The 22,756-nt window shown below is 62.7% G+C and carries 21 protein-coding genes; 16 read left to right on the top strand and 5 right to left on the bottom strand.

Annotated features, from left to right (window positions below; translation table 11 throughout):
* Window positions 1-8: 8 nt before the first annotated feature.
* The 3 genes from BEP01S_RS01915 to BEP01S_RS01905 form a co-directional block, all read right to left on the bottom strand.
* Window positions 9-923 (bottom strand): PCC domain-containing protein, encoded by a 915-nt coding sequence (locus tag BEP01S_RS01915; RefSeq protein ID WP_062240030.1) that lies wholly within the window; start codon window positions 921-923, stop codon window positions 9-11.
* A 63-nt stretch (window positions 924-986) separates the two neighbouring features.
* On the bottom strand, window positions 987-2,456 hold the full coding sequence (locus BEP01S_RS01910) for an MFS transporter (RefSeq protein ID WP_083532449.1): 1,470 nt from the start codon (window positions 2,454-2,456) through the stop codon (window positions 987-989).
* Window positions 2,457-2,542: 86 nt separating this feature from the next.
* The gene (locus BEP01S_RS01905; RefSeq protein ID WP_062240026.1) at window positions 2,543-3,244 is read right to left on the bottom strand and encodes a YoaK family protein; all 702 of its coding nucleotides are present in this window, start codon (window positions 3,242-3,244) and stop codon (window positions 2,543-2,545) included.
* Between the two features lie 175 nt (window positions 3,245-3,419).
* Between BEP01S_RS01905 and BEP01S_RS01900 the strand changes: the two genes are divergently transcribed.
* Genes BEP01S_RS01900 through BEP01S_RS01875 form a run of 6 tightly spaced genes read left to right on the top strand, consistent with a single transcriptional unit; the run spans window position 3,420 to window position 11,035 of the window.
* A complete protein-coding gene (locus BEP01S_RS01900; protein WP_062240023.1) occupies window positions 3,420-5,033 on the top strand; it encodes an ABC transporter substrate-binding protein in 1,614 nt (537 codons plus the stop codon).
* Window positions 5,030-5,986: an ABC transporter permease gene (locus BEP01S_RS01895; RefSeq protein WP_062240019.1), complete on the top strand. Its 957-nt coding sequence runs from the start codon at window positions 5,030-5,032 to the stop codon at window positions 5,984-5,986. Before BEP01S_RS01900 ends, BEP01S_RS01895 begins: the two co-directional genes overlap by 4 nt.
* The gene (locus BEP01S_RS01890) at window positions 5,983-6,897 is read left to right on the top strand and encodes an ABC transporter permease (RefSeq protein ID WP_082019048.1); all 915 of its coding nucleotides are present in this window, start codon (window positions 5,983-5,985) and stop codon (window positions 6,895-6,897) included. Before BEP01S_RS01895 ends, BEP01S_RS01890 begins: the two co-directional genes overlap by 4 nt.
* Window positions 6,863-8,704, top strand: coding sequence for a gamma-glutamyltransferase family protein (locus BEP01S_RS01885; protein WP_218004314.1), 1,842 nt, complete (start codon window positions 6,863-6,865; stop codon window positions 8,702-8,704). Before BEP01S_RS01890 ends, BEP01S_RS01885 begins: the two co-directional genes overlap by 35 nt.
* A 5-nt stretch (window positions 8,705-8,709) precedes the next feature.
* Window positions 8,710-10,329 (top strand): dipeptide ABC transporter ATP-binding protein, encoded by a 1,620-nt coding sequence (locus BEP01S_RS01880; protein ID WP_062240013.1) that lies wholly within the window; start codon window positions 8,710-8,712, stop codon window positions 10,327-10,329.
* Window positions 10,322-11,035 carry a GntR family transcriptional regulator gene (locus tag BEP01S_RS01875; protein ID WP_062240010.1) on the top strand — a complete coding sequence of 238 codons (714 nt, stop codon included), beginning with the start codon at window positions 10,322-10,324 and terminating at the stop codon, window positions 11,033-11,035. The genes BEP01S_RS01880 and BEP01S_RS01875 overlap by 8 nt, the downstream gene beginning before the upstream one ends.
* A gap of 51 nt (window positions 11,036-11,086) precedes the next feature.
* Here the strand turns inward: BEP01S_RS01875 and BEP01S_RS01870 are convergent, their stop codons facing one another.
* Window positions 11,087-11,584: an SRPBCC family protein gene (locus tag BEP01S_RS01870; protein ID WP_062240007.1), complete on the bottom strand. Its 498-nt coding sequence runs from the start codon at window positions 11,582-11,584 to the stop codon at window positions 11,087-11,089.
* Window position 11,585: 1 nt separating this feature from the next.
* Window positions 11,586-11,996: an ArsR/SmtB family transcription factor gene (locus BEP01S_RS01865; protein ID WP_062240004.1), complete on the bottom strand. Its 411-nt coding sequence runs from the start codon at window positions 11,994-11,996 to the stop codon at window positions 11,586-11,588.
* A gap of 319 nt (window positions 11,997-12,315) precedes the next feature.
* Between BEP01S_RS01865 and BEP01S_RS01860 the strand changes: the two genes are divergently transcribed.
* The 10 genes from BEP01S_RS01860 (at window position 12,316) to BEP01S_RS01815 (ending at window position 22,756) form a co-directional block, all read left to right on the top strand.
* Window positions 12,316-13,776 (top strand): APC family permease, encoded by a 1,461-nt coding sequence (locus BEP01S_RS01860; RefSeq protein WP_062240810.1) that lies wholly within the window; start codon window positions 12,316-12,318, stop codon window positions 13,774-13,776.
* Window positions 13,773-14,690 (top strand): universal stress protein, encoded by a 918-nt coding sequence (locus BEP01S_RS01855; protein WP_062240002.1) that lies wholly within the window; start codon window positions 13,773-13,775, stop codon window positions 14,688-14,690. Before BEP01S_RS01860 ends, BEP01S_RS01855 begins: the two co-directional genes overlap by 4 nt.
* Window positions 14,691-14,997: 307 nt before the next feature.
* Window positions 14,998-15,849, top strand: coding sequence for a fumarylacetoacetate hydrolase family protein (locus BEP01S_RS01850; RefSeq protein WP_062239999.1), 852 nt, complete (start codon window positions 14,998-15,000; stop codon window positions 15,847-15,849).
* Between the two features lie 82 nt (window positions 15,850-15,931).
* A complete protein-coding gene (locus tag BEP01S_RS01845) occupies window positions 15,932-16,504 on the top strand; it encodes a hypothetical protein (RefSeq protein ID WP_062239997.1) in 573 nt (190 codons plus the stop codon).
* Between the two features lie 314 nt (window positions 16,505-16,818).
* On the top strand, window positions 16,819-18,099 hold the full coding sequence (locus BEP01S_RS01840) for a CaiB/BaiF CoA transferase family protein (protein WP_062239990.1): 1,281 nt from the start codon (window positions 16,819-16,821) through the stop codon (window positions 18,097-18,099).
* 48 nt (window positions 18,100-18,147) lie between these two features.
* Complete coding sequence (locus BEP01S_RS01835) at window positions 18,148-18,708, top strand: dihydrofolate reductase family protein (RefSeq protein WP_062239987.1); 561 nt, start codon at window positions 18,148-18,150, stop codon at window positions 18,706-18,708.
* 156 nt (window positions 18,709-18,864) lie between these two features.
* Window positions 18,865-19,812 (top strand): hydroxymethylglutaryl-CoA lyase, encoded by a 948-nt coding sequence (locus tag BEP01S_RS01830; RefSeq protein WP_062239985.1) that lies wholly within the window; start codon window positions 18,865-18,867, stop codon window positions 19,810-19,812.
* Between the two features lies 1 nt (window position 19,813).
* Complete coding sequence (locus tag BEP01S_RS01825; protein WP_062239983.1) at window positions 19,814-21,028, top strand: CaiB/BaiF CoA transferase family protein; 1,215 nt, start codon at window positions 19,814-19,816, stop codon at window positions 21,026-21,028.
* A 70-nt stretch (window positions 21,029-21,098) separates the two neighbouring features.
* Window positions 21,099-22,163: a Bug family tripartite tricarboxylate transporter substrate binding protein gene (locus tag BEP01S_RS01820; protein ID WP_062239981.1), complete on the top strand. Its 1,065-nt coding sequence runs from the start codon at window positions 21,099-21,101 to the stop codon at window positions 22,161-22,163.
* Entirely contained in the window at window positions 22,160-22,756 is a 597-nt protein-coding gene (locus BEP01S_RS01815; protein ID WP_062239978.1) for a tripartite tricarboxylate transporter TctB family protein, read from the top strand. The genes BEP01S_RS01820 and BEP01S_RS01815 overlap by 4 nt, the downstream gene beginning before the upstream one ends.

The raw sequence follows: 22,756 nt of genomic DNA, 5'->3' as shown, positions 1-22,756 counted from the left end.
GTGTCCGGTCAGTCGGTGCGGCGGACGAAGAGTTCGAAGGTCACGGCCACGGGGTTGGCTTGAGGCTTGAGGGTGCCGGAGCTGACCTCTCCGGCGACGTCGACGACCTCGCCGGAGAGGGCGATCTGCGGAGCTGTGCTCTGTCCGTCGGTCACGGTGCCGCTGAGATGAGTGAATTCGACGGCTGGCCACGAGGCGGTGCCGTCGGTGAATACGGCACCGGTCGTGCTGCCGAGGCTCGCCGTCACCTCGGCGGACTCGAAGCCGGCGTTGCGGCAGATGTCGAGGGCCGCCTCGTCGAGGATCTCACCAGGGCGGACACGAGAGACGACGGCATCGGGGGAGGCTGGAGTCTCGGAGGAGGTGGGTGTTGGGGCGAACGCTGAGAACCCGGTTTCGGGGTCGACCTCGCTGAGGAGCCGCGCATCGGGAAGGGCGAAGAGCCGGATCGTCAGCCCGGACGGCCCCGCCAGGGTGCCCGGCAGCAGATGCCCGCCTCTGGTGTCGCCGTCGGCAGCGGTCCACGAGGCGTGGATATGACAGAACGGTGTGTCCTCGCGGAAACCGATCGTTGCGGACGCATGTCGAAGTTCCGTGGGGGATTCGACCCGGAATGCCTCGGTGAACGACATGGGGTGCTCGGCGTCCTCACCGTAGGCGGGATGGACATAGTCGGTATGGCCGAACTGACCGGAGACGAATTCGGCCATGATGCCGGAAACGGAGAAGTCGGTCAGTGACCGCTCGAGCGCAGCGAAGAGGTCCGTGCCCTCTGAGAGTTCGATGACGTGCTCGGTGCAGCGGGTCGGGACGGAGACGATGCGTGGGTTCTGCTGTGGGCCCGCGTGGATGACTGCGGTTCCCGGTGCTTTGAGTGGAAAAGTCGGCTGCCGCAATGCTGTCGAATCTGCTCCGTTGCTCATGTTCTGATTATCGTCGGTGGTCAGGGCCGGTGTCGCTGAGAATCCACGGGGTGGAACGTGAACTCAGGCGTTCGACGGCATGGTGTCGGCGGCCCGGATGCGCCGCAGCATGATCACAGCACAAAGGATGCCGATGCCGCCCAGGACGGCGAGTCCGGCACCCATCGTCATGGCTCCGGCGGCACCTGGGCCGCCGAGCGCAACGAGCACACCGACGAGTGCCGAGGCGATCGTGTTGCTGATGAGCTCGGCCGTGCCGAGACCGGCCGCCGCCTTCGACCCTTCGATCGGGTCGTCGCTGCTGCTCATCGCCGCCACATTGAGGTGAGGGAAGGCGACGCCGATGCCTGAACCTGCGAGGATGAGGCTTCCGGCCCAGATCCAAGCGATCCAGTCCGCATCGACGAACTGCGTGGCTGCATAGATGACCAATCCTGAGGTGAGGAGGACGGGGCCCATTGCCATCAGCCGGCGACTGGTCTGCGGATCGTCGACGCTTGCGCTGAACAGCTGGACGAAGCTCCACCCCACCGAGATGGTCACCCCGAATACGGCCGCCAAGAGCGGGGACATGCCGATGAGGTCCTGTCCGAATTTCGGTAAGAAGATCTCGACCATCGCCGCAGAGCTGAGAATGCCCATGACGAGGTAGATCCACTTGAGCGGATTGCCTCGTTGGTAGGTGATGTGGGGGAGGACCGGGGAACCGGCGGAGCGATCAACAGCGATGAAGGCCGCGATGAGTGCCGTACCTGCGATCAGCGCGATGGTCGTCGGCCAGCCTGTGGGAACCACTGCGGCAATGCTGAAGGCGGCAGCGGCGAGGACCAGCATCGTCAGTGAGGGGACCGGAAGCCGACCGAAGTTCCGGTCGCGGGGCGCCTGACGAGGAAGGCTGCGCAGCGCCATGAGGCCGAGGGCGACCGACATCAGCGTCAGGAGTCCGAAGGCCCCGCGCCAGAAATCAATCTGGGCGAAGATGCCGCCGACAGCGGGTCCGAAGAGCGTGCCGAGACCCCACATTGCCGAGACCAGTCCCGTCGCCCGAGTCCACAGGTGTCGGGGCAGCGCATCCCGGATGACCGAGTAGCTGAGCCCGGCGAGCAGACCCCCGCCGAAGCCTTGGAGGATGCGGGTGGCGACGAGCAGCTCCATGGAAGGGGCGAGGGCTGCGCCGAGTGAGCCTGCGGCAAAGAGGGCGAACGCGAGCAGGTACGCCCATGCCGCCCCCAGCGAAGCGAGCACTCGGGCGACGAGCATCGAGGCGAACACAGAGGCGACGAGGAATGCCGTCGTCACCCATGCGAAGAACTCCTGTCCGCCGATGTCGGCGATCGCCGACGGCAGGAGGGCCGCGGTGACGAAGGTGTTCATCGCGAACACCGCGATGCCGCCGGCGAGGACGAGCGAAGCGGACGCATGTTCGGCGCTGAAGAGCTCGCTCCAGCTGCCGGAAGTCCTGGCCGCAGTGCCGCCGGAGGCAGGGGCGGCGGACGGGAGCTCAGAAGAGGGACTCTCGGGTTCGTCGCTCATAATCGCTACCTTAGAGCCTCAAACGAACTCGACGTCAAGAGAGGCGGAGAACCGGCGGGGGCCGATCGCTTCGGCGCAATCGGAACTCAGGCGTTCGACGGAACGGGGTCGGCCGCCTCGGCGCGGGTCTGCTTCTTCTTCTCACCGAGGTGGCCGATCACGGTCGTGGCGGCGACGAGGACGGCGACGATCGCGATGCCGATCCACTGATTGAGCATGAGTGTGGCGGCTCCGGCCAGCGCGCCGATGAGGATGAGGACGACGGCGAGGAAGCGGCGCACCCACCGGGTGCTGTCGCCGCCGGCGAGCCGGGAATCCGAGGCGAGGCCGACGATCGTCGAGGTCACGACGACGGTGGTGACGTCGGCGATCTTCATCTTCCGGGCCGCGGCAGCCTGTGCACCCATGAGCGCCGACAGGGCTGAGGTGAAGATCGTCCCGGCCAGGCCGATCTCGGGGTCGGGGACGACCGCGACGTAGATGGATAATGCGGCACAGCCTGCGGCGACGATGCCGTAGATGAGAGTCGTCCGGCGATGCCAGGCCTCACCGATATCGCCGAGGATGCGACCCGACAGGGCCGCGCCGACCATGAAGAACACGAGCGCGAGGGCGGGGCGGAGGACGGGGACGCCGTCGGCGCCGGCGAGACCCATGCCGAGGATGACGACGTTGCCGGTCATATTGCCGGTGAAGACCTTGTCGAAGCCGAGGTAGCCGATGGCGTCGACCATACCGGTCGAGAAGGTCAGCAACAGCAGCATGGCCAAATCGAGTCGACGAGTCATCGGTGCCCTTTCGTGGCAGGAAGCGCGACTGGGCGCAGTCCTGGACGGATGGAGAGATGAGCATCAGCTGATTCTCACATCTCGGAACTTTCTCATTTTTTTGTATACAAAACTCTAGGCTCACTATAAATTGTATGCAACTGATCGCCGAGAGCTGAGACCACGAGGAGTGCGGATGAAAATTCGGATAGGCGCGGCACTTGCCAGCGCTGTGTTGCTGGCGGGATGTGTTCCCGTTCAGCCGCTAGAGGATCCGCCGGAACGGACTGATGTGAAGTCGGTGCATGCGGACGCGGAAGACTTCGAAGACGGCGGAGATCTGGTCATGGCACTGTCATCTGAGCCTGACCGGCTCGACCCGACCACATCGTCGTCGCTGTACACGCGCTATGTCATGCAGACCATGTGTCAGAAGCTCTATGACATCGATGAGAACGGCGAGATCGTGCCGATGCTCGCGACAGAACTGCCGACCATCTCCGAAGGTGGAAAGACAGTTCGAATTCCGGTCAGAGAAGGCGTGAAGTTCGCTGATGGGACCGACTTCGACGCTGAAGCAGTCAAGACCACGATGGAGCGCGGCCTCAACCTCGAGGCTTCGTCGAGAGCGGCAGAGCTCGGTCCCATTTCGTCGGTCGAGGCAGCTGGCGAGCATATGGTTGAGGTCACCTTCGATAAGCCGTTCGCGCCGTTCACTGCCGCATTGGCTGATCGTGCCGGCATGATCATGTCGCCGACCGCGCTGGAGAAGCAGGGCGATGACTTCGGCGATCACCCAGTCTGCGTCGGGCCATTCAAATTTGAGAAGCGGATTGCTCAGACCTCGATCAAGGTGGTCAAGGACCCCAACTACTATGACGCGGACTCGATCCATCTGGATTCGATTACCTACCAGATCATGACCGACGCCAATATCCGTGCCGCGAACATCCGCTCGGGCGACGTGCAGGTTGCCGATACGATCTCGCCCCAAGACGTCGATGCCCTGGACGCTGAATCTGGAATCGGTCTTCTGCAGTCGAACTCGCTGGGCTACCAGGGACTGACCATCAACATGGGATTCGGAGATGCCAAGGAGAATTACTCCGGACCTCTCGGCCAGAATCCGAAAGTGCGGAAAGCTCTGTCGATGGCGATCGATCGAAAGGCGCTCGTCAACACTGTTTTCAACGGTTGGTTCTCACCCGCGTGTTCTGGCATCGCGCCGGACAGTCCCTTTGCGACCGAGGCAAGCAACGGCTGCGTCGACTATGACCCGGAGGGGGCAAAGCAGATTCTCAAGGATGCTGGAGTTGAGCTTCCTCTTGAAGTGAATATGAAGGTCTCGAACACTCAAGACACTCTTCGCTTCGCTCAGGCAGTCCAGGCTGCGACAAAGGAAGCCGGATTCGATATCAAGGTGCAGCCAACGGAATACACCGCACTTCTCGATGCTCAAGATCGCGGAGACTACGAAATGCTCCAGCTGGGTTGGTCAGGACGAGTCGATCCGCACGGAAACCTGTATTCGTTCCACTTCCCAGGTGCCGCTAACAATGTCACTGGAATCGACGACTCTCAGATCAATGACCTGCTGACCAAAGCCAGCGAGGAAACAGACGAGAAGAAGCGCGCAGAGCTGTATGGCAAGGCCTCTGAGCGGATGAGAGAAACCAACTCGATCATCTACCTCTACCGGCAGAAGAACCTCACCGCATACACGGAAGATGTTGCTGGAGTCGAAGTCTTCTCAGATGGCGTGGTTCATCTTTCGGAAGCCGGCTTCCTGAAGAACGGAGGCGGGAAATGACTCGCTTTATTCTGACGAAGGTCTTTCATGCGATCATCACTTTCGTGCTCTCCGCGATCGTCATCTTCTTCGGAGTCAGAATGCTGCCAGGCGACCCAGCCTTGGCCATGGCCGGTGAAGAGGCGACACCCGAGAGACTCGAAGCCATCCGCAGCGACCTCGGACTCGATGAGCCGATGCTCGTGCAATTCATCAAGTTCATCGGATCCGTCGTCACCGGCGACCTCGGCGAATCTACGAGAACCGGGCTGGCCGTCACTGAGATGATCGCGACGACTCTGCCCGTCACTCTCTGGCTCGCGCTCTACGCGATCGTCGTTGCAGTCGTCGCCGGAGTAGCACTGGGCATGATCGCGGAGCGATTCCGTGGCCGTTGGCCGGAGTTCGGCAGCAATTTCATTGCCCTGCTCGGGCTCTCAGTTCCAAACTTCTGGCTGGGACTGCTGGCAATCCTCGGTCTGGCAGTGGGCCTCGGCTGGTTCCCCGCGTCCGGGTACGTCGACATACTTTCGGAACCGATCAAGGGAATCTACTATCTGACCTTGCCGGCGGTGATCCTCGGTACCAGTCTTGCAGCTGTCATCACTCGTCAGACACGAGCATCAATGATCGAGACCATGGGTACCGACTATGTGCGGATGGCACGGGCGAAAGGGCTTTCGCGTCCGCGAGTTCTCTTCCGCTACGGACTGCGGAACTCGCTGATCGTGCTGGTCACAATCGTCGGGCTTCAGCTGGGCGGACTGATCTCCGGTGCTGTCGTCACGGAGCGGATCTTCGCTCTGCCTGGACTCGGCAAACTCACCCTTGACGCTGTGTTCTCCCGTGATTACCCAGTGATCCAAGCAGTCGTCTTAGTGATCACCGTGTCTTACATTCTCATCAACTTGGCGGTAGACATCCTCTACTCAGTCATCAACCCACAGATTCGCGTCAGTGAGGATGCCTCATGAGCACACCACTTGTCACCAACACGAATAAGCAGACTCAAGGTCTCGATCCTGAGTTCCATGCGTCGTCCAATCGAGCACTCTGGTTGATCAGATCGATCATCTCGACGCCCTCGGGACTCATCGGTTCGATCATGGTTGTTCTCGTTGTCCTGATCGGAATCTTCGCTCCGCTGATTGCCCCTTACGGATTCGCGCAGACGAACTTCGACGTTCCGTTCCAAGTTCCCGGAACTGTCGGATATGTGTTCGGCACCGACGACCTTGGGCGTGACATTCTGTCGCGCCTGGCATTCGGGGTCCGAGCGTCTCTTCAAGTCGGGCTTCTGGCGGTGCTTCTGGCAGTCGTGGTCGGCACCCCGCTGGGATTGTTGGCGGGGTACTTCCGCGGACTCGACGCGGTCATCTCACGTTTGACGGATGTCACACTGGCATTCCCCTTCCTCATCATCGCCGTCGGGCTTGCGGCAATCTCCGGGCCGAGCCTGTCCAATGCCGCGATTGCGCTGGGCATCTCTCAGGTGCCGACGATGATTCGAGTCGTCCGAGGTGAGACCATGCGCTTGAAATCAGCAGACTTCGTCAAAGCTGCGATTGCAACCGATGCGTCGAAGACAAGAATTCTGGGTATGCACATTCTGCCGAACGCGGCTTCTGCGATCATCGTTCAGGCGACGGTCATTCTTCCCACAGCAGTCATCGGAGAGTCGATCCTGTCCTTCCTCGGCTTAGGCATCCAACCGCCATCGCCCAGCCTCGGCATCATGCTCTCCGATGCTCAGCAGTACATCTTCCGCGCACCATCGACCGCGCTGTTCCCGGGTTTGGCGATTCTCTTCATCTGCCTTGCCTTCAACCTCTTCGGAGACGCCCTGCGCGATGCCCTCGACCCCAATTCCAAGAAGGGACACTGACTTGTCATTCACCACACCCGCACAGTTCACGACCAGGCCTACGCTCGAAGGCCATTTCGGTATGGCCGCGTCAACGCATTGGCTGGCAACAGCAGCTTCTCAAGCAGTCCTCGAGCGAGGTGGAAACGCCTTTGATGCCGCGGTAGCAGGAGCGTTCCTGCTGCATGTTGTTGAGCCACACCTCAACGGTCCCGCCGGAGATATGACTGGTGTCCTTGCGACTGCTGAGCAGCCGTCCGCCCCGAAGATCATGATGGGGCAGGGGCCCGCTCCGGCAGGGGCGAGCATCGAACACTTCCGGAATGAAGGCCTCGACATGGTACCCGGTGCAGGGGCTCTCGCTGCCGCGGTCCCCGGAGCAGTCGATTCCTGGCTCAACCTTCTCGAACACCACGGCACTTGGGAACTTTCCGAGGTTCTCGAATTCGCTATAGACTATGCGGACAACGGACATCCTGCTCTTGGCCGAACGGTCGGGACGATCGACAAGGTCAAGGAACTCTTCACTGAGCATTGGCCGACCTCAGCTGCACAGTGGATGCCGGACGGTACGGTGCCGAAGGCCGGCGACCTGATCTACAACCATGCTTATGCCGATGTCCTGCGACGTCTGATCTCCGCGGGGGATGAAGCAGAAACTCGAGAAGCGCGCATTCAAGCAGCTCGGCGAGAGTGGAAGACAGGATTTGTGGCCGAAGCGATCGCCGATTTCATCAAGGCGCCGCACCGACACTCAACCGGAAGTGACCATGCAGGCGTGATGACTGTGGAAGACATCGCCGCCTTCGACGCTCATTTCGAAGACCCGGTGACGATCGATTTCCGCGGGTATCAGGTGGCCAAGATTGCGGCGTGGGGACAGGGTCCTGTTCTGCTGCAGACTCTGAAGATCCTCGAAGGCTTCGATGACGACCATCTCGATCCCTCGACCGAGCTGGGTGCCCATACGATACTCGAGGCGCTCAAGCTTGCGATGGCTGACAGGGACACCTATTACGGCGACAACGATGTGGACCTTGAATGGCTTCTCAGCGACGAATATGCCGCTCAGCGCCGTGAGCTCATCGGCTCCACCGCATCGCACGAATTCCGTCCAGGTGCTGACCGCGCAGGAGCCGCACCGACGTTCCGACCTCCGCTGACGCTGGAAGGTGAGGACAAGGAAGCGCTCATCAAGGCGGGAATCGGCGAACCGACCGTGCAGAAGAACGGTGTGAACAACGGGGACACTTGCCACATCGACGTTGTCGATCGCTGGGGCAACATGATCTCCGCGACTCCGTCCGGCGGCTGGCTTCAGTCATCCCCGACGATTCCAGAACTAGGGTTCTGCCTTGGGACACGTCTGCAGATGATGTGGTTGGACGAATCGGCCCCATCTGCGCTGACTCCGGGCAAGCGTCCGAGAACGACGCTTACTCCGACCTTGATCTCCAAGGACGGTGAGCCGGTCATCGCTCTCGGTTCTCCGGGGGGTGACCAGCAGGAACAGTGGCAGCTGCTGCTGATTCTGAGACTGCTTGTGGGTGGTTATGCCGCACAGCAGGCAATTGATGCCCCGGCCCTGCATACGACTGCTCTGGCAGGCTCATTCTGGCCTCGTACCTGGGTTCCGGGAGGAGCGGTAGTCGAAGACCGCCTCGGCGATGAAGTCATCAACGGGCTCATCTCGCGCGGACACGAAGTGACCCGCGCCGGGAACTGGGATCTGGGTCGCCTGTCCTGTGTGACACGGGATCCGAAAACGGGTCGTCTGACAGCGGGGGCCAACCCGCGTGGCGCTCAGGGCTATGCGGCGGGAAGGTGAGACAGATGAGTCAGGAATTCGTGCTTGAAGTCTCGGGACTCGAAGTCTCCTACGAATCGCCGGTGCTCCACGACGTCAATTTCACCCTGGAACCCGGCGAGCGTCTGGCGCTTGTCGGACAGTCCGGGTCTGGAAAATCGACATCGATCGGTGCCATTCTGGGGCTTCTGCCCGGAGCCGGAAGAGTCAGCAGCGGTTCAGTGAAATACCGTGGAGAAGAGCTTGTCGGTGCGAGCCGCCAGCGCATGCAAGTGCTGCGAGGACGATCGATTGCTCTGGTTCCGCAGGATCCGATGGCCAGTCTCAACCCGAGCATGCGGGTGGGTGACCAGATTGCTGATGCTCTCCGCACCTATGGGATGTCGAATTCATCAGAGGTCACGAAGCGGGTCATCGAACTGATGACCGATGCCGGTATCCCCGACCCGGAGAATCGACGCCGTTCGTACCCGCACGAGTTCTCCGGCGGAATGCGGCAACGAGTGCTCATCGCCATTGCGCTGGCAGGCGATCCGGATCTGATCATCGCTGACGAACCGACTTCAGCTCTGGACGTGACAGTGCAGAAGCAGATTCTTGATCACTTGCAGGAGCTGGTCACCGAGCGTGGAATGTCTCTCCTATTCGTTACTCACGACCTCGGGGTGGCGGGGGAGCGGACGGATACGATTCTCGTTATGCACGAGGGGCACGTCGTTGAGAGAGGCGCGCCCGAGCAGGTCCTGGGAAACCCACAGCATGAATACACTCAGTCGCTGGTCAATGCCGCGCCGAACTTGGTCGTGAAGAGCGCAGGTGAGGCAGCAGCTGCTGGTGATTCGGCCAGTGCCGGAGATTCCACGGACATGGTTCTGGAGATCAACGACCTGCACAAGGTCTACAAACTTCGAGGGCGAGGCAGAGAGGTCCACGCTCTGCGTGGAGTGAGCCTCTCAGCACGAAGAGGAAAGACCACTGCGGTGATCGGTGAGTCTGGATCGGGAAAGTCGACGATTGCGAAGATCGTCCTGGGGCTGGAGAAAGCGACGAGCGGAGAGGTTCTCGCCGGTGGCAGGAATGTTGACGCGACAAGCCGTTCTGAACGCAGCAGTCTACGTCGATTCAGCCAACCGGTCTTCCAGGACCCGTTTTCATCGCTGAACCCGATGTGGAGCGTCGAGCGAATCATTCGGGAGCCTCTCGACGTGTTCAAGATCGGCAATCGTGCTGAACGGTCGAAGAAGGTATCTGGCGTCCTTGACCAGGTAGCTTTGTCGAAGACGATGCTTGAGAGGCGGCCATCCGAACTCTCGGGCGGTCAGCGTCAGCGGATAGCGATCGCACGTGCACTGATCAGTGAACCCGAGCTCCTGATCTGTGATGAAGCAGTGTCAGCGCTTGACGTGCTGGTCCAGGAACAGATCCTTGATCTGCTGCGGAATCTGCAGAACGACTTGGACGTCAGCTGCCTGTTCATCACCCACGATCTTGCAGTGGTTGCGAACTTGGCAGACGATGTTGTTGTGATGAAAAGCGGAGAGATCGTCGAATCGGGCGCCACACAAGATGTGATTGAGCGGCCTGAGGCCGAATATACGCAGCGGCTTCTCGCCGCTGTGCCCGGCTCCGGTCTGCTCAATGTCTGATTCCGCTCCGACGCCATTGGGTTCGCCAGACGACGGCAGCGTCGGTACCCGGATCCGAGCCGATATCATCCGAGGTCGGCTCGAGCCGGGGACCAAGCTGCGAGAAGCAGCGTTGGCGGAGAAGTACGAGGTGTCTCGGATTCCGATCCGAGAGGCGCTGCGTTCGCTCGAAGCGGAGGGGCTGGTCGAATCGCGGAAATACAGCGGTTCGGTCGTCGCCCCGTCGCCGGTGGAAGATGCCGACGATTTGTTTGAAATCCGCATTGTGCTCGAAGCGGCGACGGCGAAACGTGCGGCGAAGCGGGCGGAAGCTCTCAACGCCAGCGATGTTCCTGACCTGAAATGGCGGGAGCAGCGCAAGGAGATCAACGACATCCTCGAAGCCGGTGACATCGTCATCGCACAGGAACGGTACGAGGACCTTGCGGTGCTCAACATGCGCTTCCACTTCGCGGTCGCAGAGCTGAGCGGGAGCCTGTCGTTCATCAGTCTGCTGCGGCAGATCTCGGGCAAGATCGAGTGGCTGTACTCGCTCAATGTGACTCGGCGTGGGCCGCAGGCGTGGCCGGAGCATCGGGAGATCATCGCGGCCATCGACGCCGGCCAGGTTGAACGTGCTGCCGAGGTGATGGCTCGGCATGTGCGCCGCAGCCGCGATTCCTACTTCGCTATGATGTCCGACACCGACCGTCCCAGGACTACCTGACGGCGGCTCAGCAACCTGGCGCCAGGTTGCTGAGCCGCCGTCAGGTAGCAATTAAGCTTCGGCGAGGAGGCGGTCGAGTTTGTTGTAGCCTTCGACGATGCCGTGTTCCATGCCCGAGGCGACCATGCCGTCGCGGGATTCGAGTGAGTCGAAGATCGAGGTCGACATCAGTCGTGTTCGCCCGTCACCGAGGTCGGTGAGAGTGAGGATCTCGAGGTTGACGCCGTCCGGGAAGCCCTCATAGGTGAAGGTCTGGACGATGCGCTCGTTCTCCCGAAGCTCGTGGAACGAGCCGAAGAATCCGTACTCGCCGCGATCATCGCTCGAAACGTAGCTCCAATTCCCGCCGGTCGTCGCATTCCATTCGCGGATCGTGTTCGTGATCGAGTCCGGTCCGCACCACTTGACGAACAGTTCGGGGTCGATGTGGGCCCGGAACACCTTGTCCGGTGAGGCGGCGAAATCGCGGGTGATGGAGACAGTCTGCACCCCCTCGGGGACGTCGAGCTTGAGAGTCGAATAGTCGGCTGCGGTGTCTGTGGTGGTCATGTCATGCTCCTTTGCGTGATTTTCTATGGGGTGACTTATCTTCGGATCCCGTCGCCGAGGCGGCGCTCGAGTCCGAATTGTTCGCTTCCTCGTCCGCGTCCATCTGTTCGAGGACAGCGTCGAGGCGTTGATAGCGTTCCTCTGCCTGTTGTCTGTATCTTTCGATCCATTTCGTCATCAGATCGAACACATTGTCTTCGAGGTGGACCGGTCTGCGCTGGGCGTCACGGGTGCGGGAGACCAGTCCGGAGTCCTCGAGCACCTTGAGATGTTTCGATACGGCCTGCAGGCTGACGTCGTAGGGTTCGGCGAGTTCGTTCACCGTCGAGTCCGCGACGCTGAGGCGGGCCACCATGTCCCGACGGGTCGGGTCCGCCAGTGCCGCAAAGACCTTGGACAGCTGATCGGCCATGGAGCCTCCTGCATTTCGAATCCCATATTTAACCAATTGGTTGATACGGTACTGCGATCAGGATCTTTATTCAACCCTTTTGTTGAATAAAGATCTCGTTGCTTCACTTCACCGCTTTCACCCGCGGCGATGATTGCAAGGGCTGGACAGCCTCGGCGAGATTCGACGGATTTCGTATCGAAGATTTCCAGTTCTGAAGGATGATTGCGGAGCTGGCTGTCGTATTGTCTCAGTAGTGGCGGACCCGGAAGAGCGTCCAATGGATGCGAGTTCGGGGCCCGTCGGCAGGTCAGTAAGACGATGATGTCTGGAGAAGATGATGCCCACACTGCGACAGCAGCTGTTCCGGATCAAACCGGTCCCACGGCAGAAAGAAGATGTCGAGACCGACCTCAAACGCACCATCGGGCTGTTCTCGCTGACGATGGTCGGCGTCGGTTCGACCATCGGCACCGGCATCTTCTTCATCCTCTCCGAATCCGTTCCGGTGGCAGGCCCCGCCGTGATCTGGTCATTCGTCATTGCCGGAGCCGTCGCAGGCCTCGCGGTCATCTGCTATGCCGAGCTCGCCGGGTCCGTTCCCGTCTCCGGATCCTCCTACTCCTATGCCTATGCGACCCTCGGCGAACTGCCGGCGATGGGCGTGGCCGCCTGTCTGCTCCTCGAATACGGCGTCGCCGGAGCCGCCGTCGCCGTCGGCTGGTCGCAGTACGTCAACCAGCTGCTGTTCAACCTCTTCGGATTCGAGATCCCGCACGCCCTGGCCTATGCGCCGGAAGAAGGCGGAATCGTCAACCTGCCGGCCATCCTGCTGCTGGCGATGTGCTGCTTCCTGTTGGTGCGCGGCACCGGCGAATCCATCGTCGTCAACGCGATCATGGTGTGTCTGAAGGTCGGCGTGCTCATCTTCTTCATCTGCGTCGGCGTCACCGGTTGGGACTCGAACAACTTCGCCGACTTCGCCCCCTTCGGCATCTCCGGAGTCGTCGCCGGCTCGGGTCTGATCTTCTTCAGCTATGTCGGCATGGACGCCGTCGCCACGGCCGGCGATGAGACGAAGAACCCGAAGAAGACGATGCCCCGAGCTCTAATCGCCGCGCTTATCATCGTCACCTCCGTCTACGTCCTCGTCGCCGTCGCCGCCCTGTCCGCCCAGCCGTGGGAGAAATTCGACGGACAGACCGCGGGTCTGTCGGCCATCCTCGAGAACATCGTCGGCTCACAATGGCCCGGCACGGTCGTGGCCGCCGGCGCGGTGATCTCGATCTTCTCCGTCACCCTGGTCTCCATCTACGGCCAGTCCCGCATCCTGTTCACAATGGCCGGCGACGGAATGATGCCCAAGCTCTTCCGCGAGGTCAATCCCCGCACTCTCACCCCGGTCAAGGGCACGATCGTCGTCTCTGCTGTCATCGCGATCCTCGCCGGCTTCATCCCGCTGAACTTCCTCGCCGAGATGACCTCGATCGGCACCCTCGTCGCCTTCGTCGTCGTGTCCCTGGCCGTGATCATCCTGCGCGTGCGCGAACCGAACCTCGAACGCGGCTTCAAGGTCCCGTTCTATCCCGTCCTGCCGGTGCTCTCGATCATCGGCTGCTTCTGGATCATCTCGAGCCTGCAGATCATCACGATCGTCGTCTTCATCATCTGGACCGCCTTCATCCTGGGCCTGTACTTCATCTTCGGTCGCAAGTCCTCCGTCCTCGGCAGACAGCTCGCCGAGGCGGGGCCCACCAATCCCGAATCCGCCGGAACGGACTCCACAGGAGGAGCCAAATGAGCATCGTCGTCGGTCTCGCCCCAGGTCAGGACAACCGCGCCGCAGTCGAGCTGGGTATCGTCCTCGCCCGCACCTATCGGCGCCGGATCGTCGCGACAGCCGTCGACTCCGCCGCGTTCCCGATGGCACCCGTGCACTTCGAGAGCCAGTACGAGAAGAGATTCCGCACCGTCGCCGAGGCGGCCCTCGACGAAGCGCGTGCGCTCATTCCCAGCGATCTTGAGTCCGAATGCGTCCTCCACTCCGCGCGGTCGTCACGGCGCGGACTGCTCGAGATGTGCGAGAAGACCGATGCCTATCGCCTGGTCGTCGGACCGTCGTCGGAGGGGAAGCCGGGCAAAATCGCGCTCGGGTCGGTATCGAACGGTCTGCTCCACAGTGCGCGGTTGCCTGTGGCTCTGGCCCCGGCCGGGTTCCAGGCGTCGGAAGGTGCGCGGCTGGAGCGGATCACGGCCGCGTATTCCGGCTCGTCCACCTCTGCGGATCTCATTCTTGGTGCTGCGATGGTCTCAGCGGAGTCGGACGTGCCGTTCCGCATCGCCTCGTTCGCCCCACGTTCGCGAGTGGTCGCGTCCGCGAACGTCCCCTTCGACATGGAGTCGCGCGTCATCGACGAGTGGACGAAGGCCGTCCAGCGGGATACGGACAAGATCCTGTGTTCGATCGAGCAGCTGCACATCAAGCCTGGTGAGACGGACGTCGTTGTGGGAACCGGCGCCGACTGGGCCGCGGCTCTCGGGGCCGTCGAGTGGAAGCACCCGGAAGTGATGATGCTCGGGTCCTCCGGACTGGGTGCGCTCAAGCGAGTGTCCCTGGGCAGCCACGCGATGCGGATCCTGCAGAACTCTCCGGTGCCGATCGTCGTCGTACCCCGCCGCGCGAAAGCCGATTACATCCGCCAGCAGACAGTGTGAGTGCTGTGTGAGCCCCGCCGGCTGAACATGCGCCGAGGGGCTTTCGGGCATCACTCACTGTTAGGGCCACAACCCCCTGCAAGTGGCTCGTCCTACAGGCTGCGAAGCATCCCTCACCCGTGGTGGCATAACCCCCTGCAGGAACGGGGTGGTGCGGCACTGCGAGTGAGGGATGGTCCTGATGCGCCGCGTATCTGCGGGGCTGCGATTGTCCAATACTTGAGCGGTTCCAAATAAGCCTCGGCGGTTTCGCTAGCGTGGCGGCAGGTCACAATGACGTGGCCTAGAGCTAGTAGAGAGGAACCGCATGGAACTGCAGCGACTGGGGCCGGTCGGACAAGAGATTCCGGCAGTCCGTCACGACGGAGTCTGCTTCGACCTCCGCCCGCTGACCGATGACATCGACCCGAACTTCTTCGCCGCCGACGGAATCGGACGTGTCCGAAAGGCGCTCGCCGCCGGGGAGCTCAGCACACTCGACGGTGCTGATGAGATGCGCATCGGTGCTCCGCTGACCAGGCCTTCTGCCATCGTGTGCGTGGGCATGAACTATGCAGCGCACGCCCGCGAAACCGGAGCCGAACCTCCCGAGCGCCCCGTCATCTTCTTCAAGATGCCCTCGACCATCTCCGGCCCCAACGACCCCATCGAACTGCCGCCGTATGCGACGAAGGCCGATTGGGAGGTTGAACTCGGAGTGGTCATCGGGCCACGGACCTTCAGGGCCGCCTCGGCGGAGGAGGGGCTCAACAATGTGGCCGGATACGTGCTCGGCAATGATCTGTCCGAACGGCGGCTCCAGATCGAGGAGTCCGGAGGCCAATGGTCGAAGGGGAAGAATCTTCCCGGGTTCACCCCGCTGGGCCCGTGGATCCGCCCCGCCGCCGAGGTAGACCCCAGTGACCTGCGGCTGCGCAGCTGGGTCAACGGCGAAGCTCGACAGGATTCGTCGACGAGCGACCTCATCTTCTCCGTCGGCGAGATCATCTTCCAACTCAGCCAGGCGATGGCCTTCGAACCCGGAGACGTCATCCTCACCGGCACACCACAAGGAGTGGGCCTGTCCGGGCGGTACCCGTATCTGGTAGACGGAGATACGGTCGAGCTTGAGCTCGAAGGTCTCGGCAGACACCGTCAGGTCGTGACAGTTACGGAGTGAATGCACGGAGCGGCGCACCGATGAATGGTGCGCCGCTCGTGTGTGTGGTTCGGCGCCTCAGAGATGACGCCGGATCAAGTGGGTGCTGAGATCAGCGGTTCTGGTCGAACCCGCCCTGACCCTGCTCGCCACCGAATCCACCATCGTTCTGGCCGCCCTGTTCGCGGTCGTTGTCTCCGCCGAAGCCGCCGGACTGCTGTCCTCCCTGGGACTGCTGCCCACGGTCGTCTCCGCCGAAGCCGCTGTCGTTCTGGCCGCCCTGGGCCTGCTGGCCGCGGTCATCTCCGCCGCCGAAACCGCCCTGGTCCTGGCCTCCGGGCTGTCCACCTTGCTCGCGGTCGTTGTCGCCACCGAAGCCGCTGGACTGCTGCTGGCCCTGGGCCTGCTGACCCTGCTGCTGGCCACGGTCTTCGCCGCCGCCGAAGCCACCCTGTTCCTGGCCGCCGGGCTGGCCGCCCTGGCCCTGGTCCTGACCGCCGAAGCCACCCTGCTCCTGGCCCTGCTGACCCGACTGACCCTGCTGGCCACCCTGGTCACCGAAGCCGCCCTGCTGGCTCTGCTGGCCGCCCTGCTGCTGATTGCCGAAGTCGTTCTGACCGTTGTCGTTGTTGCCTGCGAAATCGTTCGATTCCATGTTCAACTCCTCATTCGGTGACGAATCATCGCTGTCTGCGACTCGATAGTCAGTCTTGAATACGCACGCCCGCGTGACAACAGTGATTCAAGCGAAGTTGCTGGAAGTTCCCCAAAGTCACAGCAACTGTTCAAATGGTGAATGATGTTCACATCGTTCTCAGGGGATGAGGCAGTCCACCGAGGAGCTACTGCAGGGTAAGCTCACCGCTTCGCACGCGGGCCGCCTCGGCGAGGTGAGGCCCGCGATCATCTGAAGATGCGGATATCCGGGATTCCGGGCACCGCACCTGGCACCATGGGAGAACCGACCCACGCACAACTAGGAGCATCGTCATGAGCACGCACCGACTTCCCCTTTCCGGTGTGCGAGTCCTCGAACTCGGCAACTACATCGCCGCACCCACCGCCGGGCGGATGCTTGCGGACTTCGGCGCCGAGGTGATCAAGGTCGAACGCCCCGGCACCGGTGACGAACTGCGCAATTGGCGGCTCAAGGCCGGCGACACCTCGATGCTCTACCGCACGATCAACCGCAACAAGAAGTCGGTCGTGCTCGACCTGCGCAGCGACGAGGGACGCGAAGCTGTGCTCGAACTCGTCCGCCGCAGCGACATCCTGCTCGAGAACTTCCGCCCGGGCACCCTCGAGAAGTGGGGACTCGGCCCCGATGTGCTCGAAGAGGCGAACCCCGACCTTGTGTTCGTGCGCATCTCAGCGTTCGGCCAGACCGGACCGATGTCGTCCCGGCCTGGATTCGCCGCCGTCGCCGAAGGATATTCCGGCTTCCGCGAACTCGTCGGCGACCCCGACCGCCCGCCGGTGCGCGTGGGCATCTCGATCGGCGACTCGATCGCCGGAATGCAGGCGGCGTTCGGTGCCGTGATGATGCTCTTCGACCGACAGCGGCAGAAGATCGCCGGAGCCGCCGAGGCAGTCGTCGGATCCGCGCACAGCTTCGAAGGCAAGGGTCCGCTGTCGGAGCGGACCGTCGACGTCGCGCTCAACGAGGCGATGTTCTCCGTGATGGAATCCCTCGTCCCCGACTACTCCGCGTTCGGCGAGGTCCGCACCCGCACCGGCGGTCGGATGGAGGGCATCGCGCCCTCGAACGGCTACATGTGCGCCGGCGGGAAGTCCGTGGTCATCGCCGGTAATGGGGATGGAATCTTCCCGCGGCTGATGACGGCGATCGACCGTCCCGACCTCGCCGAGGATGCCGACCTGCAGACGAATGCCGGCCGTTGGCAGCGGCGCGACGAACTCGACGAAGCCATCGGGGCGTGGTGCGCGCAGCGTTCAGTCGAGGACGTCGTCGAGGCTCTGGAGGAAGTGGGCGTTCCGGCGGGGCCCATCTACACGGCCGAAGATCTCGTCGCCGATGAGCAGCTCGCCGCTCGCGGGATGATTCAGAACCTCGACGTCTCCACCGGCGAAGAAGTCCTCGAAGACGTCGCCTTCCCCGGCATCACCCCGGTCATCGGCGGCGAATCGATCGCGATCGACCACCTCGGACCCGATCTGGGCGAGCACACCGACGAAGTGCTGTCATGGCTGGGGCTGGCATCGGATCAGGGCACAGCCCCGGAGTCGGACGAGGACAGCAGCGAGGACTGAGCGCCAAAACCTCTTCCAGTGAGGACCTCCCAGGTCTACTCTTATGCCATGGCCGAGCTGAGGTACTCGATCAACGTCACCGTCGACGGCTGCTGCGATCATCGCGTGGGAGTCATCAGCGAGGATTTCCATCGCCATCACGCAGACAATCTCAAACGTGCCGACGGACTGATCTTCGGTCGCATCACCTACCAGATGATGGAAGACGCCTGGCGCCGACCCGAAGGTGACACGACCCCGGAGGCGGACCTCGACCCGTTCGTTGCGGCCATCGATCCGGCTCGCAAATTTGTCGTCTCGAGCACCTTGGACAGCGTCGACTGGAACTCCGAGCTCATCCGCGGAGACCTCGAAACCGCCGTCCGCAAACTCAAGGAACAGTCCGTGAGGGGACTCGCGACAGGGGGAGTGACGCTGCCGCTCGCGCTCGCCGAACTCGGCCTCATCGACGAATTCGAGTTCGTCGTCCACCCCTGCATCGCCGGCCATGGTCCGTACCTCTTCGCCGGACTGAGTGATGTCGTCGACATGGAACTCGTCGACCGTGCCGAGCTCGAAGCTGGCCACGCGATCCAGACGTACCGACTCAAAAACCCAAGTTCCCGATAAACGGGACACTGCGCAGGCAATTCTCCCGGTCCTCTCAAATACCGAACAAAGCCTGTCCGGTGGACTGAGCGCAATGTATAACGAAAATGACGCCGCACACTGGAGCGCGGCGACGAATCGTTTCCCGCTCAGCGGGAGCTTGCGTGAAGGAGTCCCATGGTCCGGCCCACTTCCGTCGACATCCTCGACACCACTCTGCGCGACGGGCTGCAGATCGAAAAAGCGATCGTGCCCACCGACGTCAAGGTCACCCTGGCAGAGAAGCTCATCGGCTCGGGACTCAAGCACATCGAGGTCGGCTCCTTCGTCAATCCGAAGAAGGTCCCGCAGATGGCCGACACCGACGAGCTGCTGCGCCGCCTCGCTCCCCACGAGGCCGATGGAGTCGAGTTCTATACCCTCGTCTTCAACCTCAAGGGCGCTCAGCGGGCCGTCGACGCAGGCGCCAAGAACATCAAACTCGTGCTCTCGGCCTCCGAAGGGCACTCGAAGGCGAACTCCGACGCCTCCATCGCCGAGGCCTCCGATCGCCTCATGGACGCCGCCATTTTCGCCCGTGACCAGGGACTGCGCTTCGACATCACGACCGCAGTGAGTTTCATCTGCCCCTTCGACGGAATCACCGAGGCGGACCACCTCGTCGAGGTTCTCCGTCCCTTCGTCGACGCCGGAGCTCACGGAATCGGGGTCGCCGACACCATCGGCAACGCGAGCCCATCGCTGGTCCGCCGCAACACTTCGGCAGTTCTCGAGGCGTTCCCGGACAAGCCCGTCAACCTCCACCTCCACGACACCTATAACTTCGGAATGGCCAACGTCATCGCCGCCCTCGACTTAGGGATCGCGAACTTCGACGCAGCCATGGGCGGACTCGGCGGCTGCCCCTTCGCCCCGGGCGCCGCCGGCAACATCGGCACCGACGACCTCGTCCACCTCCTCCACCGCGAAGGCGTGGCCACCGGCGTCGACGTCGAGGCACTCACTGAGGTCCGTGACCCCCTCATTGACGCTGTCGGGCACAATCTGACCTCGAGCCTGTCGGACATTCCCGCCACCCCGGCGGTCTTCGACGGGCTCTTCGCACCCGCCTCGGCGAAGGCCTGATATGACCGTCGAAGCAACCTCCGCAACGACCCCCGAACCCCTGCCGCTCGAAGGCATCCGGGTCATCGAGTTCTCCCACATGGTCATGGGGCCCAGCTGCGGGATGATCCTCGCCGACCTCGGCGCCGAAGTCATCAAGGTCGAACCGCGCGGCGCCGGCGACAAGACCCGCTACCTGCCCGGGTCCGGATCCGGGCTGTTCCCCGCGTTCAACCGCAACAAGCACAGCGTCCAACTCGATATCGCCGAGGCTGCCGACCGTGACCGCGTCCTCGACCTCATCGACTCCGCCGATGTCCTGCTGGAGAACTTCCGCGTCGGGAAGATGGAATCGATCGGATTCGGATACGAGGAGCTCTCCGCGCGCAATCCCGGGCTCATCTACTGCTCCCTCAAAGGGTTCCTCTCCGGTCCCTACGGGAACCGGGCCGCTCTCGACGAGGTCGTGCAGATGCTCGGCGGACTGGCCTATATGACCGGTCCTCCCGGGCAGCCGCTGCGCGCAGGCGCCAGCGTCAACGACATCATGGGCGGAATGTTCGGAGTCATCGGCATCCAGTCCGCACTGCGGGTGCGCGAGACCACCGGCCGCGGAAAACTCATCAACTCCGCACTGTTCGAGAACAACGCGTTCCTCGTCGGCACGCATATGGCACAGTCCCAGATCAGCGGCGAACCACCCCGCCCGATGCCGACCAGGCAAGCCACCTGGGCCGTCTACGACATCTTCCGCGACGCCGACGACAACCAGGTCTTCGTCGCCGCCGTCTCCGATGGGCAATGGCGCGACCTCTGCGACGAATTCGGACTGACCGGACTCGCCGCCGACCCGGACATGCTGACCAACCAGGGCCGAGTCGACCAACGCGACCGCATCCACCAAGAGCTCCAGGCGGCACTGTCCCAGCTGAGCCTGGCCGAGATCGAAGAGAAATGCACGCGCCGCGGACTCCCTGTCGCCCCGGTCAACACACCCGCCGACCTCACTGACGATCCGCACCTAGTGGCCTCCGGAGCGCTCGCCCACACCGGGTTGCCGACCGGAACCAGCGTCGATGTGCCGCTGCTGCCGCTGACCTTCGATGGGAACCGGCTCGGACTGCGCAGCGATGTGCCGGAACCGGGCCGCCACAACAACCACTACAGGGACGGCCCGACTGTGCCGACGGGTCCACCGGTCGACGGACCGCAGCCCGACGAGAACCGCCTCGACTGACGAACCGCCTTCACCAGATCAACTGCCACACCAACCGATATCGACAACCGAACACACAAGGGGACAGCTCATGCGATCAACGACGATCACACGTACACGGACGGCCACCTCGGCGAAGGAAAAAACGACGAATACCCGCAAGCGCGCGGCGAAGATCGGAGCCGTGCTCGCCTCGGTCGCCCTCGTCGCCACCGCCTGCGGAAACAAGGCGCAGCCCCCGGGCGAGGGCGGCGACTATCCGAAGGGACCGGTCACGGTCACCGCTCCAGCCGAGCCAGGATCTGGCTGGGACACGACCGCACGTGCCCTCGTCGAAGCGCTGCAGAAGGAAGACATCGTCTCCAGCCCGCTGCCCGTGCAGAACAAGCCCGGCGGCACCGGCTGCTCCTGGCTGACGTCGATGTTGCAGCAGGAGAAGGGCAAGGACGACCAGATTGCCATCACCTCCCTGGCCAGCCAGACGATGAAGGCACGCAACCTCTGCGAATACGGCCCGGAGGACGCGACGCTCGTCGCCACCCTCTATGTCGAGGACTTCATGGTCGTGACCCCGAAAGACGGGGACTTCAAGGATCTCGACTCCCTGGTCAAGGCGCTGAAGAAGGACCCGCAGAAGGTCACCGTCGCGGCCGCCGGAGACGACACCCTGCCGTTCGCCCTGTTCGCGAAGGAAGCGGGCATCGACCCGGCCGACATCAACTTCGTCAACTACGACGGCGGCGGCGAGCAGACGACCGCCATGCTCAACGGGGACGCGAAGGTCGCCATCGCCGGTATGAGCGAGTTCCGCTCCGTCATCGAAGCCGGTGACATCGAACCGCTCGTCACCTTCGCCCAGGAACCGCTGGCGGCTCCCTTCGACAAGGTGCCCACCGCGAAGGACTCTGGCTATGACGTGACCTTGGGCAACTGGCGCGGAGTCTACGGACCCGCCGAGATGCCGCAGGAAGCAGTTGACTTCTGGGCCAAGGCGCTCGAAGACGTCAGCGAGTCCGACGCGTGGCAGGAGACCCTGAAGAACAACCAGTGGGCCACCGAGTTCCACACCGGTGACGACGCCCAGGCCTACGTCGACGAAGCGGCGAAGACGGTTGCCGAAGGCGTCAAGGAGACCGACCTGGGCAACAGCAAATGACCGCTCACCGCACCGACCTCATCACCGGCGGCGCCATCGCCGTCATCGGCGCGGTGTACTACATCGCCACGTTCTCCATCCAGGAGACCGCGAACATCGTCACCCCGCGCACCTTCCCCGCCATCGTCGGGATCGGGCTCATCGTGCTCGGCCTCTTCGTCGCCGGCCAAGCCGTCGTCCGGCACCGGAAGGACACCCTCGCCGAGGCGGGGCCCGGGTCCGTGGGATCCGCATCCGTGACTGCGGCGGGGGATGGGGACGGTGCGGCCGCCTCGGCGGGGGAACCCTCCCTTGAATCTTCGGGTGGATCCTCCGGTGAGGAAGGGGTCGGCGGGATCGTTCTCGAGGCCCCGCCGGAGCCGCAGCTGCGGAAGGTCGTGTTCCAGTTCGCGCTGTTCTTCGTCTATCTCGCGATTCTCATCCCGGTCGGGTTCCTCCTCTCGACGGCGGCCTTCCTGATGGGGCTGACCAGCATCTACGTGCCTGAGAAGTGGATCCGCAACCTCATCTTCTCCGTTCTCTTCTCGGTCGTGGTCTACGCGGCGTTCGTCTACGGACTTGCCGTGTACCTGCCCGTCGGAATCCTGGGTTAG

Source organism: Brevibacterium epidermidis NBRC 14811, assembly GCF_001570805.1.
Lineage (GTDB): Bacteria > Actinomycetota > Actinomycetes > Actinomycetales > Brevibacteriaceae > Brevibacterium > Brevibacterium epidermidis.
The sequence above is the reverse complement of the archived record's forward strand: the minus strand, read 5'-3'. Positions and strand labels throughout refer to the sequence as shown.